Raw genomic sequence first — 14,635 nt, 5'->3', positions numbered from 1 at the left:
TTAATATCCAACAGACTGCCCGTCTCTGCGGGGATCAGATGCGGCGACATAAGCGCCATGTTCTTGTCGCAGTATGACCTGCGCGGATCCAAACTCCAAGCTGTCGGCACCTTGCGGTTCGATGCGGTGGCCACTGGCTCGCAAGGCAGCCGTTACGGATTCAGGCACATGGGACTCCAGCATCACACGTGGCCCGGTTTCCACACGGAAACGCGGCGCATCGACGGCTGCTTGCGGATTACGTTGAAGGTCCACGAGCTGCTGCATCATCTGGACGTGTCCTTGTGCCTGCATGTTGCCGCCCATGACGCCAAAGCTGGCGAAAGGCTGACCTTTTCGGGTGATGAATGCGGGAATGATGGTGTGCAGTGGCCGCTTGCCTGGCGCGACCTGGTTGCGGTGGCCCGGGACCAGCGAGAAACCGCGGCCGCGGTTGTGCAAGGCGATGCCCGTATCAGGCACCACGACTCCGGACCCGAAACCATGGTAGTTGGACTGGATGAAAGACACCATCATGCCGCTACTGTCGGCCGCCGTCAGATAGACGGTACCGCCTTGTTCCGGCACACCGGCCACCGGGGTCGATGCGTGCAGCGGATCAATCAGGCGCGCGCGCTGGCGCAGATACGCGGGATCCAGCATTTTTGCCGTAAGCTCGCCCATTGTGATTGGATCGCAGACATGCTCATGCAAGTCTGCAAAGGCCAGTTTCACCGCCTCAATGGGGAGGTGGAAATGGCTGCGGGGGTCGTTTTCCTGCGGCGGGTCGAAGGCGTCAAGCATGCCCAGTGCCATCAGGGCCGCAATGCCCTGTCCGTTGGGCGGGATTTCGTGCAACATGTAGTCGCCGCGGTAAGGCATGGAGATAGGCTTTACCCATTCGCAAGTATGCTGCGCAAGATCGGAAGCAGTCAGTGCACCACCGGTTTTGGCGGCGAAGGCGGCAATCTTGTCCGCCAGTTCGCCTTGGTAGAAATCCTGGCCCAGCGTGGCGGCAATGCGCTCCAGCGTACGGGCCTGCGCAGGGAAACGCCACATCTCGCCGGCCTTGGGGGGAATGCCGCCTTGCAGGAACGCGTCGGAAAAGCCGGGCTGGCCCGCAAGCTTGGGCGCCTGCAGCGCCCATTGGCGGGCGATAGTGGGCGACACCGGAAAGCCGTTGGCCGCGTAGGTGATGGCCGGCACGAACAGGTCTGCAAATGGCAGTTTGCCGAATCGCTTGGAAAGCTCGACCCATCCGGCCACCTGTCCTGGAACGGTGACCGTATCCCAGCCGATGTCCGGCATGGCGTCGCGACCGTCGAAATATTCCGGGGTCCAGGCCGCCGGTGAGCGACCCGATGCGTTTAGCCCTTGCAGTTCGCCTTTATTCCACACCAGCGCAAACGCGTCGCCTCCGATCCCATTCATGACGGGCTCTACGACAGTGAGGGTGATTGCCGCTGCCAATGCGGCGTCGACCGCATTGCCGCCGGCCAGCAGCATGCGTAGGCCAGCCTGCGCCGCCAAGGGTTGCGACGTGCTGACGACATTGGCGGCAAGTACCGGCATGCGGCGGCTCAGGTGGGGGAAGTCCCAGTAGTGATCGGCGGGCAATGGATATCTCCGTGTTGCAAACAAGAATAAGGATGGGGGCGAGCCCCCTGATTGATTATTGAGCGACGATGTTGGCTCGCTTGACGAGTTCGCTGATGATCGGCTTCTCGGTCTCGACCTGCTTGGCCATTGCATCGGCCGAACCGTCGCCAGGTTCGATACCCATGGTCAGGAGGCGCTCGCGTACGGCCTTGTCTTTCAGGGCCGATTGCAAGGCCTTGCGCAGAACCGCCGTGACGTCAGGCGGCGTACCTTGGGGCGCAACCAGCGTGAACCATGCCGTCATGTCGAAATCGGGATAGCCCGACTCGCTCAAGGTGGGCAGGCCCGGCAAGGAAGATAAGCGTTGTTTGCTGGTGATGCCCAGTACGTCGACCTTGTCGGCCTGGGCTTGGGGCATTCCAGTGGCGACCATGTCGAAGAACAGGTCGATATCGCCGCCTATCAGTTGAGGCAGGGCCTGGGTGGAACCTTTGAACGGCACATGCAGCATCTTGATGTCTGCCTGTTTCTGGAAATACTCGGAGGTCAGATGTGAGGACGTTCCAGCCCCGAACGATGCAATGCTCAACGTGCCCGGATTCTTTTTTGCATGATCGACCACATCCCCCACTGTTTTGAAGCCATGTTTTTTGCTGGAGAGCAACACCATTGGACCGATGCCAATCATGCCTATGGGCGCGAAGGCATCCGGATCGTAGGACAGCGACTTGTACAGGTAGCGGTTGGTAACCAATGTGGAGTTCGTGGCCAGAAGGACGGTGTAGCCGTCTGGCTTTTCGCGCGCGGCATACGAAGCGCCGATGGTGGTGGAGGCGCCGGCCCGGTTTTCCACGATAAGGGATTGGCCCAGCGTCTGGCTCATGTGTTCCGTCAGGACACGGGCAAGCGCATCGGTTGCGCCTCCCGCAGGGAATGGCGTGACCACTTTGATGGGGCGTTCGGGAAATACAGCGGCACTGGATGCCTGAACGATTGTCCCCAGGATGGCGGCCGCGAGAATTCGAGTTCCTGCTTTGAACATGTTTTTTCCTTTTTAGGACGCGAGTGCATGTAGCGTGAAAAAGTACGTCTTCGGATTGCTCGGTATGGATTGAATCCCGTACAATGGAATTCAGTTTCATTCTTTAAAGCAATATAAAAGCACTGGACATGAAATGCAAACTTTTTCCGGAAAAGTCGGAACTTCACCGGTTGCCGGTTCCGGCAATAACCCTGAAGCGCGTCCTGCCCGGCGCAAGCGGCAAATTGTCCAGGGCGCTGAGCCTACGGCGGATTTCGTCGAAGCCCTCGCGCGCGGCTTGCGCGTCCTGCGGTGTTTCGAGCCCGGGGTGAAGTCTCTGGGCAACATGGAACTTGCGCAACTGACCGGACTGCCTAAATCGACGATAAGTCGTATTGTTTATACCTTGGCCCAAGAGGGGTATTTGCGCTATCACGCTGAAACAGGCCGGTATTCGCCCGGCTACGGTGTGCTGGCCTTGGGTTTTGGTTTGCTGGCCAGCCTGGAAGTGCGCCAACTTGCCCGCCCGTTGATGGAAGAGCTTGCCCACGAAACCGGCGGCGCCGTCGCCCTGGGTGCCTTCGACGGCCACGCCATGACCTATGTCGACGCCATCCATGGTTCGTCGGCCTTGTACTTGCGTCTGCCGGTGGGGCACCGTCTGGGCCCGGATAGCGCCATGGGCCGCGCCTATCTCGCCGCCGTGACGCCTGCCGAGCGTGTGGCATTGCTGGCTGGCCCAGGTGGCGACATGGTCACTCCCGCCATGCTGGAACGCGCGTGCGCCGACCTGGAGGCTGCGGGTTGCTGCTTCGCGATCGGCGACTGGCAGGAGGGCATCAATGCCGTGGCCGCCCCGTTCACGACCATTACGGGAGAAGGCTACTTTGTGATGAGCTGCGGCGGCCCCGCCAGTGTGTTGCCGGAAAAGCGCCTGCGCACGGAAGTGGCAGACAAGCTGCGCCAGATTGTCGGAAAGTTGTCACCCCGGTAGCGGGAATACGGGTCGCTACGGTGGCTCGAAAGCGAAGGAGCGCGGCATGAATACCGAATACCTGGAGAGCTTTGTCAAAGTGGTGGAGTACAAGTCCATCGCTGAAGCGGCGAGACGACTGAACATGACACCTGGTGCGGTCGCGGCTCGGGTTCGTACCCTGGAAGAGGAACTGGCCTGTGCCTTGATACAGCGCTCCGGCCAAACGGTAAAGCCAACCGAGGCAGGTTTGCGGGTTTTCGATAGAGCCAAGGCGCTGATCCAGAATGCAAGGGATTTGCAGGCAGTGGCCAGCACCGGCACATTGGCCGGAGAGTTCAAGCTGGGTGTGTTTCCTTCGGCACTGACCACTCATCTGCCAGTCGTGCTGGAAGGTTTTTGCAGTACGCACTCCGAGCTGTCCCTTTACATTGCCTATGGGGTGTCCGCGGAGCTATGCAGAAAGGTCCACGCAGGACAGCTGGATATCGCCATTGTTATTGAGCCGCCATTTGCCATCAACAAGACCTGCGAATGGCTCACCCTGCAGGAAGAACCGCTTATCGTTATCGCACCTCCGCAGTATGCCGGGCGCGATGCGCATGACTTATTGCTTAACGAACCATTCATACGCTATGACCGGGCTGCTCACAGCGGCAAGCTGGTGGACCGTTATCTCAAGGATAACCATATTGTTCCCAGGCAACGAATCGAAATCGATAGTCTTCTTACGATCGTCTCGCTCGTGGAGCGTGGAGTGGGCGTTTCACTGGTGCCGGATTCATTTTCGATCTGGTATCAAAAGACTGGTATCGTCAAGATCCCGTTGCCCGAGCGGACACCCATACGGCGGATTGGACTGATCTGGGACAAGCAAGGGCCACGCGTCGCGCTTGCGCAAGCACTGGTTGAACACGCCAGCAAGGTGTTTTCCTGACAACCAGCCTACCTCAATTTGTTTGCGTTCAGACCGCAGAATTATTGCGATAAAAACGCATGTTGCACTACTAGAATTTCGTTAATCTGGACTCGTCCCTCTTGCGACGAGTTGCGGCACGGAACGGCCACAGCCTGGCCAAACGTAGCGATGATCGGAGTGGTTTACAACATGCTTGGTTTCCGAATATTTGACCTGACACGGCGCGTCGATAAAAGCTGGATCAACAAGTTCCATGCCATTCCGGTGGCCAACATCAGCGACGTCATGACGCGCATGAGTGCAGGCGGGGCCAGTTTGCGGCCCATGCACGCAGCGGGCAATCTTTGCGGACCGGCGTTCACGGTCAGGACCCGACCTGGCGACAACCTGATGGTGCATAAGGCCATTGCCATGGCGGAACCCGGGGATGTCATTGTGGTCGATGCAGGCGGTGACCTCACCAACGCCATCATCGGCGAACTCATGACCAGTACGGCTCAGAAAAAGGGTCTGGCGGGCATCGTGATCAACGGCGCAATCCGTGACGTCGGTGTAATAGGGAAAGGCAGTTTCCCCGTGTATGCCGCGGGGGTCACCCATCGCGGACCCTACAAAGACGGGCCGGGCGAGATCAATGTGCCGATCGGCCTCGGGGGAATGGTCATCGAGCCAGGCGATCTCATCGTGGGCGATGACGACGGGCTGCTCAGCATTCCATACGGCGATGTGGAACGTGTTTACGACGCGGCTGCGGCCAAGCATCAACTCGAGGAGCAGATGATGGCGGATATCGCCAACGATACGCTGGACATATCATGGATAGACGCGGCACTGCTTCGCCTGAAATGCGAAGTCTCCCGTGGAACCCGATAGTCCTTTCCGAACCCTGGATTTATGAACGCCACCCCCAAAAAAGTAGTCCGCCTGAACCTCTGGACCGATCCCAGCTTTGATGAAATGCTGGGAGCCAGTCCTGACGTCAGTTTGCGTGTACTCAATCTGCAGGATCCGTCGGCCACCAATTGGAAATACCTCGAACAGGCTGACATTTATCATATTTCAGCCGCCAGGGACGAAGTGCCGAACGAGTGGCTGGTGTCTCGGGGACTGCTGCAGCGCTGTCCCAATCTTATCTGTGTATCCACCTCGGGTGCCGGGTACGACACGGTGGATGTGGGCGCCTGCACGCATGCGGGCATACTCGTGGTGAATCAGGCCGGGGGCAATGCCAATTCGGTTGCCGAACACGCTATTGCGCTCATGTTGGCCGTGTCGCGGCGCATTGTCGAGTCGGACACGAAACTCAAGACGGAAACCGGGTTTACGCGCGAAGATCTGATGGGTCACGAACTCAACGGCAAGGTCCTCGGGTTGGTGGGGCTGGGCCACATCGGCACGCGTACGGCAGCGCTTGGCGCTGCATTCGGCATGGATGTGCTGGCCTACGATCCTTATCTTGACACCGAGACCATTGCTTCCCGTGGCGCGCATTCGGTATCGCTGGACCGGCTAATGAACGACAGTGATATTGTCTCCCTTCATTGCCCCCGCACGGCCGAAACCACCGGTTTGTTCGATGCAAGCGCTTTTAGCCGGATGAAGCCGGGTTCCCTTTTTATATCGACGGCGCGGGGCGGCATCCATGATGAGGCCGCCTTGTACGACGCCCTGGTTTCGGGGCAACTTTGCGGCGCCGGTTTGGATGTATGGCAGGTGGAACCCCCGCCTGCGGACCACCCATTGTTATCGCTGAGCAATGTGGTCTCAACCTACCATACCGCCGGCGTCACGCACGAAGGTCGCAGGAACGTGGCCACCATGGCGGCCAACCAGATTTTGCAGGTCTGTGCAGGAAAAATGGCTGACCATGTGGTCAATAAAGAAGTCCTGCCCAAGTTTCTCACGCGGTTCAATGTTATGTCGGAGTGACGGCGGACCGCTGTTCTAACGCCGACCCGCATCAAGAGCGGGCATCAAGCGCTAATGCATGACTTTATAGCGCATCAAAAAATGGAGACACCAATGATTCAAATCACCACAAATTCGATCAAGAGACTGGCCGCGGCTGGCGCTGCGGTTCTTGCAGTGTCAACGACTGTTGCGCTCCCGGCCGCTCACGCGGCCTATCCGGAACACCCCATCAATATGGTCGTATCCTACGGACCTGGTGGTGGCACCGATCTGGTCGCTCGCGCAATCGCCCCGTACATTGAAAAATACTTGGGAAATGGTGCACGTATCGTAGTGCTTAATCGGCCCGGGGCAGGCGGCGCCATTGGCTTCGGCGAAATCGCTCGCGCCAAACCGGACGGATACACCATCGGCTTTTTGAACACGCCGAACATGCTCACCATCCCTATTGAGCGGGAAGCCAAATACCACTGGACAGACTTCGACTTGCTCGGCAATCTCATCGATGATCCAGATAGCTTTGCCGTCAAGTCGGACGGCAAGATCAAGTCCTTGAAGGACCTTGTCGCGTATGCCAAGGCGAATCCTGGCAGTGTGACAGTCGGCACCACAGGTATCGGTTCGGACGACCACCTGGCCATGCTGATGTTTGAAAAGGGCACTGGCACGAAAATGACGCACGTACCCTATAAAGGCGCGGGGGAAGTTCGTGGCGCGATCTCCAGTGGTGAAATCATGCTGGCCGCCATGAACATCGGCGAAGTGCAGGCATACATCAAAGGGGGGTCACCGCTGCTTGCCCTAGGTGTAATGAGCGATGAACGGACTGACCTGGCTCCAGACCTGCCAACGTTCAAGGAACAGGGTCACGACATAATCATGGCCTCCCTACGTGGTATTGGCGCGCCCAAGGGTTTGCCCGATGATGTGTCCAAAAAGCTGGTGGGCGCAATCCAGCAGGCGGTAAACGACCCCGCATTCCGCGAGCAGGCCCAGAAGCTCTTTGCACCTTTGCGCTATATGGGTCCAGCCGATTACAAGGCCGAGTTGGAATCAGACGAGAAAATGTTCAAGCAATTCTGGAAAGATACCCCCTGGGCGGAATAAGCAGCCATTTTCCTGCGTGGCGGCAGACCCTTCAATTTTGCGAAGATGTGACGATGTATTCCCAGAAACGGCTTGAACGTCTTTTGTGCCTGGACGATTTCGAAGTAGCGGCGCAGCGATTCCTGCCCAAGGCAATTTTTGGATATGTCTCGGGGGCGACTGAAACCAACTCGTCGTTTCGCGACAATCGTGAAGTCTTCGCAGAACTGGGGTTCATACCTCGCGTTTTGTGCGACGTCTCCAAAGTCAACACTGACGTGACGCTATGGGGCGATACCTATGCGTCGCCCTTCGGCATTGCCCCCATGGGGATAAGCGCCATGTCGGCGTATCGCGGAGACTGCGTACTGGCGCAGTCAGCACTAAGCAGAAACCTGCCCATGATCATGAGCGGCTCCTCGCTGACGCCGCTGGAAGAGGTAGCCAAAATTGGAAAGAACGTGTGGTTCCAGGCTTATCTGCCGGGCAGCGAGGAACAGATCGTCGCCCTGATCCGGCGCGTCGCAGCCGCCGGCTATGAGAAGCTTGTCGTTACTGTCGACACGCCGGTGGCGGCTAATCGGGAAAACAATGTCCGGGCCGGCTTTTCGACGCCCTTGCGACCTACCTTGAAACTGTTGCTGGATGGGGTTCGCCATCCGGGCTGGACAACAGGCACATTTCTGCGCACGCTTTATCGATCCGGCATTCCCCATTTCGAAAACAGCTACGCGACACGGGGTGTACCCATCATTTCGCGTAATGTATTGCGCGACTTTTCTGACCGGGGCCACCTGAACTGGGCGCATCTGAAACTGATCAGGAGCTTGTGGCCGGGCAAGCTGATCGTGAAAGGCATCATCGCGACTGAGGACGCGAAGCTGGCGGTCGGTTGCGGCGCAGACGCCATCATTGTGTCAAATCACGGCGGCCGACAGCTCGACGGCACGGTCTCGCCGCTGCGGGTGCTGCCCGAAATCGTCGCGGCATGTCCCTCCGTCCCGATAATGATGGATAGCGGGATACGGCGTGGGACCGACGTGCTCAAGGCGATGGCGCTAGGCGCCAAATTCGTATTCGTCGGCCGGCCTTTTGGCTATGCCGCCGCCATCGGCGGGGAAAAGGGTGTGCATCATGCCATGGACCTTCTCAGCGCGGAAGTCAGGCGCAACACGGCCATGTTGGGTGTCACGGACGTCACGGCCGTAGGCAGGAGAAGCTTGCGGGCCCTGTCGACCAGCAGTGTTTTTGCCAGACACCTGGACGCCATTTAAGGCTTGATGCCGTCGCGTATCTTCCCGGAGCCGCTAGAATACGGATTCTTGCCGCCGGAAGGACACGCTTTGCCCGTAGATCCATTGTCTGCTCATCATCATGCCAAAGAAGACAGGCACTTTGTCACCGCCCTGGCGCGGGGACTGGAAGTGCTTGCCTGCTTCAAGTCGGGGTCCAAGGTGCTGGGCAACCAGGAACTTGCCTCGCGGTGCAATCTGCCCAAATCCACCGTGTCGCGCTTGACGTCCACCTTGGTGAAGCTGGGTTATCTGACACATGATGAAGAAACCGGCAAGTACGCCCTGGGGGTGGCCACGATGTCCTTGGGCGTAGGCATGCTGGCGAAGCTGGATATCCGTGAAGTCGCCCGACCCTTCATGCAGGAGCTTGCCGACGCCACGCAGACCATGGTGTCGCTGGGCGTGCGGGACCGGCTGTCCATGCTCTATATCGAGAACTGTCGAAGCGAGTCGGCGCTAGCGCTGAGCCTGGACGTCGGTGCGCGTATTCCCATTGTGACGTCATCGATGGGGCGGGCTTATCTGGCGTTTGCCGACCAGCATGAGCGTGACGAAATCATCGAACGCCTGAGCGAACTGGATGCCTGGTCGCGCAATGAGATCGTCGAAGGTATCAATCGAGCTGTCGCCGATTACCGTCGTCTCGAATGCACGTGTTCATTCGGCGACTGGCAGGAGGAGGTCAATGGCATTGCGGTGGCCTTCCGGTTGAGTCCTGCGCAACCGATCATGGTGCTCACCTGTGGTGCGCCGTCGGCCTCGGTCACGGCTGGATACCTGCTGGACGAAGCACGACCTCGCCTGCTGGAGGCCGTGCGCAAGATCAGGGCGTCAATGGGGCACTGATTCGCCAGCTTGCGAACGGTGCTGGTGGAGGGCTAGCGGCCGCCTTGCCTTTCAACGATGGCGAATACGCCGGTCGCCCGGAATATTTTTTCATCGTCCACATAGAGGAAGCAATCGGCAAAGGCCATGCGCCGACCTTGCTTTTGCACACTAGCCCGCGCAACGACCCAGTCCCCCATTTTTGCGGGGCGATAGAACTCGCTGGTGAGGCTGACGGTGACCAGGCCGAATTCGTCGCCATACGCCTGGGCGACGGCATCGCCGATGGCGCTGTCGGCGATGGTGACAAGCAGGCCGCCATGCGTGATGCCGCGCAGGTTGCTGTGCTTGCGCGAGATGCGCAGGGCCAGTTCTATCTGCTTGCCGTCTTCAATTTTTTCAAAAAAAGGTCCGCATAAATCTGTGAACTCACTGTTGTGGACGCGTTCGCGGTATCCGTCTGGTATTTGGGTCATTGGGGCATTTCTTCAATTCGATGTGGGACATTCACGCAGCCCGGATAGTATCGCTATAACGCTGCAAATGAAAATCCACGTCGCCGAATGAACTGGCGATGGTCGTAAGGCGCTTGAAGTAGTGGCCCACCATGAGTTCGTCGGTCACGCCGATACCGCCATGCATCTGGATGGCTTCGTGGCCCACTAGTCTGGCCTTCTGGGCCACGAACGCTTTTGCGCCGGAGGCCTTCTGCAGGCGGACATCCGCATCCGGGTTCTGCATTTCGATGGCTGCGAGCAAGGCCATCGAATCTGCCTGTTCGGCTGCGATGGCCATATCTGCCATCCGGTGCTGCAAGGCCTGAAAAGAACCCAGCGGCACACCGAATTGCTTACGTGTCTTCAGATAGTCCAGCGTGGCGGCGTTAAGCGACTGCATGATGCCCGCGGCTTCGGCTGACATGGCGACATTGGCCAGCGCGATGCCTTGCATGATGGCTGGCAAGGCGTGCGCTTCGCGTCCCACAAGGGTGCCGTCGTCGAGCAGTACGTTGTCGAACACGATATCGGCGGCGCGTGTGCCATCGTGGCAATCATAGTGTCTGAATGACAGGCCAGACGTATTCGAAGCCACCAGGAATAGAGATAATTGGTCAACCCTGTCATGGCCGTCGGTTCTGGCCGACACCAGCAGGTGGTCTGCGCTGGCGGCGCCCAGGACAACCGCTTTGTGCCCGGTCAGTTGCCATCGGCCATCCTGCCGGGTGGCCCTGGCATCGACCGCTGATTCGCAATAGCGTGATTGCGGCTCGTAATGAGCCAGGGCAAGCATGAGGCTCCCATCGCCGATGGCGGGAATGAGGCCGGCCTTTTGCTGCGGGCTGGCGAGCATGTTTATGATGCCGCCGCACAGGACGACCGTGGCCAGGTAGGGTTCCAGCGTCAGGCCGTTGCCCAGCGCGCGCATGACCAGCATGGTGTCCAGTGCCGTTCCGTTGAGTCCATCGAACTCGTCCGGGAAAGGCAGCGCCAATATGCCCAGTTCCGCGTAGGTCTTCCATGCGGTGCGACTGAAGCCCTCCGAGCTGCCCATGTAGCCGCGGCGTTGCTCGAACGAATACTCTTTGGCAACGAAGCGGCGCAGAGTGTCTTCCAGGGCGAGTTGCTCTTCGGTGTAGCTGAAATCCATGAGATATCTTCCTAAATTTTCCTATAGTCCCAGTATCGCCTTGCAGATAATGGTCTTCTGGATTTCGCTGGATCCGCCGTAAATGGTGGTCTTTCGGTAGTTGAAATAATGGCCTGCCATATTGTGGCAATCTTCAGGGAAAGCGTCGCTGATGCCTGCTTCTCCATAGCGTCGCGGGTCGCGAACATGCGCGGTGGCATAGGGTCCCAGGGCTGTGGCGGTCAGCTCGGTCAGTGCCTGCTGGATCTCCGAGCCCTTGATTTTCAATATCGAAGCCTCTGGACCCGGCGCGCGTTGCTGGGCGTCGGCTGCGACCAATTTTAGGTTGGTGATTTCCAGCGCCAGCAATTCGAGTTCCACCATCGCAATGCGGTCCCGGAAACGCGGATCACGGATAAGGGGCTGACCATCGTTGCCGGGCTGGCGGGCTGCGATGGTCTTCAGTCGCTTCAAGGCGGCCTTGGAACGTCCGATCCGTGCAATATTGGTGCGCTCATGGCCCAGCAGATACTTGGCGTAAGTCCAGCCCTGGTTTTCTTCGCCGACGAGATTTTCCGTCGGCACCTGGACGTCGTCAAACCAGACTTCGTTCACTTCGTGTCCGCCGTCGAGCATGATGATGGGCCGAACAGTGATGCCCGGACTTTTCATATCGATCAGCAGGAAGGAGATTCCAGCCTGTTTGCGCGCGTCGGGATCAGTGCGCACCAGGCAGAAGATCCAGTCGGCATGTTGGGCGAGCGTGGTCCATGTCTTTTGCCCATTGACCACGTAGTGGTCGCCCTGGCGTATTGCCGAGGTCTTGACGGAGGCCAGGTCCGAACCCGCACCAGGTTCGGAGTACCCCTGGCACCACCAGTCCGTGCCGGAAATTATGCCGGGTAAGTAACGGTCTTTCTGTTCTTGCGTTGCATATTTCTGGATGACCGGTGCCACCATTTTTATGCCGAAGGATAGCTGTTCCGGCGCGAACGCCTGCGCACATTCTTCTTCGAAAATATGCCGCTGTATGGCGTTCCAGCCGGTGCCGCCGTACTCGACGGGCCAGGCTGGCGCGCCCCAGCCATGCTCATGCAGAGTGCGCTGCCACCCCAGGCGCTCGTCGCGCGTTAATGGCGCCTCGCGGAAGCCTTTTTCCTTGAGTTCCGTGGACAAACTGTTACGCAGAAATTCGCGTATTTCGTCCCGGAATGCCAGCTGTTCTTTTGTATAGTTGATATTCATGATAATCGCGCACAACACATGACAACGTTGTTCTGCATGGCAGAATTATGGGACCGGACCAATGGTAAATACCGCTAGCATCGGCACGGAATCCCTATATATACTACCGACTGGTTCAAGCGATGTAAATCGAAACTTAGTTCTGCATAGCAGAATAACACCAATATGAAATAGTCTGGAGATGAAGAATGCCTATTGTCAATGCCAGTGCAAGAAGAGAACTTATAACCGCCACGGCGGCCATCGCCGCCGCGATTTCGGCCTACGCTGCCGCCCCTGCTTACGCGGCCGCATGGCCTGAGAAAGCTATCGAAGTGGTAGTCCCCTACACGCCCGGCGGCGCAACCGATACCGTCACGCGGATCGTGATGAAAAAGCTCGCGGACCGCCTGGGACAGCCCGTCATCGTGAACAACAAGCCGGGCGCCAACAGCACCATCGGCACGGCAATGGTGGCCCGCGCCAAGCCTGACGGCTACACGTTCGTGACCGTGCTGGCTGCTTACACGGTTAATCCGCATTTATACAAACTGAGCTATTCGTTCGACGATTTCCAACCTGTGTCGCACATGGCGGACTTGCCGCTGTTTTTGTTCGTCAGCAAAGACCTTCCGGTCAATTCCCTTTCCGAGTTGGTCGAGTACGGCAAGAAGAATCCCGAGGCGCTTACCTACGCCTCCAGCGGCACGGGATCCAGCGCCCACCTGACAGGGGCGAATTTCGGCCTGCAGGCGGGCTTGAAGATGACACATATTCCTTATAAGGGCAGTGCGCCGATACTTACCGACTTGCTGAGCAACCGGGTTTCGATGGTGTTCGATCCCATTCTTGTGCCCATGCAGTACGTGAAAGAAAACAAGCTCAAGGTTCTGGCAGTGACGGCTGCCAAGCGCTGGGAGGATGAGCCGAATATTCCGACCATGGGCGAGTCGGGATTTCCGGGTTTCGTAATGAATTCGTGGGTATCGTTGATGGCACCCGCGGGAACACCCAAGGATATTGTTGAGCGCGTGTCGACCGAGATTGCGGCGATCGTGCAGGAGGCTGATGTGAAGAAGCTCTTTAACGATGCCGGGTTCGTGCCAGTAGGCGGTAGCTCAGCTGAACTTACGGAGCTCATCAAGAAGGATACCGCGATGTATGGGGAGATTGTCCGCAAGGCCGGCATCAAACTGGAGTAAAGCGGGTATTGCAAATGGAAGCAGGCCTGATGAACTTCTCGCGGACAACGCTGGCGCTGGCGGCTGCCGCACTGACTGGAGTGCAAGTCGGTGCCTCCATAGTGGGCACGCGCTATGTTGTGCACGATATCGGTCCTTTTTCCCTCGCGCTGCTGCGTTATGCCATTGGTTTGTCGTGCATCGTGCCGTTTGTACTGATGCAAGGGCGTGTGCGTTTCGCACGACGCGATCTCTTCGCGGTCCTGGTCTTGGGCGTTGGCCAGTTCGCTGTCCTTGTCGTGCTGTTGAACCTGGGTTTGCAGTTCATATCCTCGACACGGGCGGCGCTGCTTTTTGCGACGCTGCCTTTGATCACCATGGTGGTCGCCGCCATGCTGGGTAGCGAGGCGCTGACCGGGCGCAAGACCCTGGGCGTGGCCATGACCATAGCTGGTGTTGCGGCCACCCTTGGCGAAAATTTGCTGGTCGATGGTGGACGTGACGAGTGGCTGGGTGTTGCCGCCGTGCTCGGCTCGGCGCTTTGTGGTGCGCTGTGCTCGGTCTTTTATCGACCTTATCTGCGTCGCTATCCCACTTTGCCGCTGGCCGCGCTGGCAATGTTGGCCTCCGTGGTGTTTCTTGCGGTGGCCGCGGGGTTCGAAGGCATCTTCATGCATCCTCCTTCGCTATCGGCATCCGCCTGGGCCATTATCGTCGCGATTGGCGTATCCAGCGGTGTCGGATATATGCTGTGGCTCTGGGCGCTAAAGCACGCGAGCCCGACACACGTCACGGTATTCCTGTCACTAAGCCCTCTTACCGCAGCGCTCCTGGGTGTGGGGCTGCTCGGAGAGTCCCTCACGCCCGGCGTTGTACTGGGCATGCTTGGGGTTGCGGGCGGGCTATGGGTGTCGACCCGGTAGCTTGCATGGCAAGACGGCCCGCACGCCGGTCTCATATAATCACGGGCTTCTCAATCGCGTGATTGCTTCGTAA

14 protein-coding genes are annotated in these 14,635 nt (G+C 58.5%); 9 read left to right on the top strand and 5 right to left on the bottom strand.

Features of this window, described 5'->3' with window-relative positions; translation table 11 throughout:
- A complete protein-coding gene (locus tag CR155_RS14010; RefSeq protein ID WP_102070654.1) occupies window positions 1-1,551 on the bottom strand; it encodes a gamma-glutamyltransferase family protein in 1,551 nt (516 codons plus the stop codon).
- A gap of 100 nt (window positions 1,552-1,651) precedes the next feature.
- Window positions 1,652-2,620, bottom strand: coding sequence for a Bug family tripartite tricarboxylate transporter substrate binding protein (locus tag CR155_RS14005; RefSeq protein ID WP_102070653.1), 969 nt, complete (start codon window positions 2,618-2,620; stop codon window positions 1,652-1,654).
- Window positions 2,621-2,753: 133 nt separating this feature from the next.
- On the opposite strand from CR155_RS14005, the gene CR155_RS14000 reads away from it, so the two are divergent.
- The 7 genes from CR155_RS14000 to CR155_RS13970 all read left to right on the top strand — a co-directional run bounded on the left by CR155_RS14000 (window position 2,754) and on the right by CR155_RS13970 (window position 9,629).
- A complete protein-coding gene (locus CR155_RS14000) occupies window positions 2,754-3,593 on the top strand; it encodes an IclR family transcriptional regulator (protein WP_102070652.1) in 840 nt (279 codons plus the stop codon).
- A 46-nt stretch (window positions 3,594-3,639) separates the two neighbouring features.
- The gene (locus CR155_RS13995; RefSeq protein ID WP_102070651.1) at window positions 3,640-4,509 is read left to right on the top strand and encodes a LysR family transcriptional regulator; all 870 of its coding nucleotides are present in this window, start codon (window positions 3,640-3,642) and stop codon (window positions 4,507-4,509) included.
- Window positions 4,510-4,680: 171 nt separating this feature from the next.
- Complete coding sequence (locus CR155_RS13990) at window positions 4,681-5,364, top strand: RraA family protein (RefSeq protein ID WP_102070717.1); 684 nt, start codon at window positions 4,681-4,683, stop codon at window positions 5,362-5,364.
- Between the two features lie 21 nt (window positions 5,365-5,385).
- Window positions 5,386-6,420 carry a hydroxyacid dehydrogenase gene (locus CR155_RS13985; protein WP_102070650.1) on the top strand — a complete coding sequence of 345 codons (1,035 nt, stop codon included), beginning with the start codon at window positions 5,386-5,388 and terminating at the stop codon, window positions 6,418-6,420.
- 93 nt (window positions 6,421-6,513) lie between these two features.
- Window positions 6,514-7,509, top strand: coding sequence for a tripartite tricarboxylate transporter substrate binding protein (locus tag CR155_RS13980; RefSeq protein WP_102070649.1), 996 nt, complete (start codon window positions 6,514-6,516; stop codon window positions 7,507-7,509).
- A gap of 53 nt (window positions 7,510-7,562) precedes the next feature.
- Entirely contained in the window at window positions 7,563-8,762 is a 1,200-nt protein-coding gene (locus CR155_RS13975; RefSeq protein ID WP_102070648.1) for an alpha-hydroxy acid oxidase, read from the top strand.
- Between the two features lie 69 nt (window positions 8,763-8,831).
- Window positions 8,832-9,629: an IclR family transcriptional regulator gene (locus CR155_RS13970; protein WP_233214283.1), complete on the top strand. Its 798-nt coding sequence runs from the start codon at window positions 8,832-8,834 to the stop codon at window positions 9,627-9,629.
- Between the two features lie 32 nt (window positions 9,630-9,661).
- Here the strand turns inward: CR155_RS13970 and CR155_RS13965 are convergent, their stop codons facing one another.
- From CR155_RS13965 to CR155_RS13955, 3 genes are read right to left on the bottom strand one after another with little or no spacing between them, the layout of a single operon-like run.
- Window positions 9,662-10,084 (bottom strand): PaaI family thioesterase, encoded by a 423-nt coding sequence (locus CR155_RS13965; protein ID WP_102070646.1) that lies wholly within the window; start codon window positions 10,082-10,084, stop codon window positions 9,662-9,664.
- 31 nt (window positions 10,085-10,115) lie between these two features.
- Window positions 10,116-11,255 (bottom strand): acyl-CoA dehydrogenase family protein, encoded by a 1,140-nt coding sequence (locus CR155_RS13960; RefSeq protein ID WP_102070645.1) that lies wholly within the window; start codon window positions 11,253-11,255, stop codon window positions 10,116-10,118.
- Between the two features lie 21 nt (window positions 11,256-11,276).
- Window positions 11,277-12,479, bottom strand: coding sequence for an acyl-CoA dehydrogenase family protein (locus tag CR155_RS13955; protein ID WP_102070644.1), 1,203 nt, complete (start codon window positions 12,477-12,479; stop codon window positions 11,277-11,279).
- 188 nt (window positions 12,480-12,667) lie between these two features.
- On the opposite strand from CR155_RS13955, the gene CR155_RS13950 reads away from it, so the two are divergent.
- Window positions 12,668-13,660, top strand: a complete 993-nt coding sequence (locus CR155_RS13950) for a Bug family tripartite tricarboxylate transporter substrate binding protein (protein WP_102070643.1) — start codon at window positions 12,668-12,670, stop codon at window positions 13,658-13,660.
- 14 nt (window positions 13,661-13,674) lie between these two features.
- On the top strand, window positions 13,675-14,562 hold the full coding sequence (locus CR155_RS13945) for a DMT family transporter (protein WP_199171761.1): 888 nt from the start codon (window positions 13,675-13,677) through the stop codon (window positions 14,560-14,562).
- The last annotated feature ends 73 nt before the right edge of the window (window positions 14,563-14,635 follow it).

It is taken from the genome of Pollutimonas nitritireducens (assembly GCF_002849615.1).
In the GTDB taxonomy this organism is placed as follows: Bacteria; Pseudomonadota; Gammaproteobacteria; order Burkholderiales; family Burkholderiaceae_B; genus Pollutimonas; species Pollutimonas nitritireducens.
Note: the sequence above shows the minus strand (reverse complement) of the source record. Positions and strands in the feature narration are given on the sequence as shown.

Bases quoted from the DNA above. Each gene is read 5' to 3' on its own strand.
- CR155_RS14010 (WP_102070654.1), bottom strand. From the start codon at position 1,551: ATGCCGGTACTTGCCGCCAATGTCGTCAGCACGTCGCAACCCTTGGCG.
- CR155_RS14005 (WP_102070653.1), bottom strand. From the start codon at position 2,620: ATGTTCAAAGCAGGAACTCGAATTCTCGCGGCCGCCATCCTGGGGACA.
- CR155_RS14000 (WP_102070652.1), top strand. From the start codon at position 2,754: ATGCAAACTTTTTCCGGAAAAGTCGGAACTTCACCGGTTGCCGGTTCC.
- CR155_RS13995 (WP_102070651.1), top strand. From the start codon at position 3,640: ATGAATACCGAATACCTGGAGAGCTTTGTCAAAGTGGTGGAGTACAAG.
- CR155_RS13990 (WP_102070717.1), top strand. From the start codon at position 4,681: ATGCTTGGTTTCCGAATATTTGACCTGACACGGCGCGTCGATAAAAGC.
- CR155_RS13985 (WP_102070650.1), top strand. From the start codon at position 5,386: ATGAACGCCACCCCCAAAAAAGTAGTCCGCCTGAACCTCTGGACCGAT.
- CR155_RS13980 (WP_102070649.1), top strand. From the start codon at position 6,514: ATGATTCAAATCACCACAAATTCGATCAAGAGACTGGCCGCGGCTGGC.
- CR155_RS13975 (WP_102070648.1), top strand. From the start codon at position 7,563: ATGTATTCCCAGAAACGGCTTGAACGTCTTTTGTGCCTGGACGATTTC.
- CR155_RS13965 (WP_102070646.1), bottom strand. From the start codon at position 10,084: ATGACCCAAATACCAGACGGATACCGCGAACGCGTCCACAACAGTGAG.
- CR155_RS13960 (WP_102070645.1), bottom strand. From the start codon at position 11,255: ATGGATTTCAGCTACACCGAAGAGCAACTCGCCCTGGAAGACACTCTG.
- CR155_RS13955 (WP_102070644.1), bottom strand. From the start codon at position 12,479: ATGAATATCAACTATACAAAAGAACAGCTGGCATTCCGGGACGAAATA.
- CR155_RS13950 (WP_102070643.1), top strand. From the start codon at position 12,668: ATGCCTATTGTCAATGCCAGTGCAAGAAGAGAACTTATAACCGCCACG.
- CR155_RS13945 (WP_199171761.1), top strand. From the start codon at position 13,675: ATGGAAGCAGGCCTGATGAACTTCTCGCGGACAACGCTGGCGCTGGCG.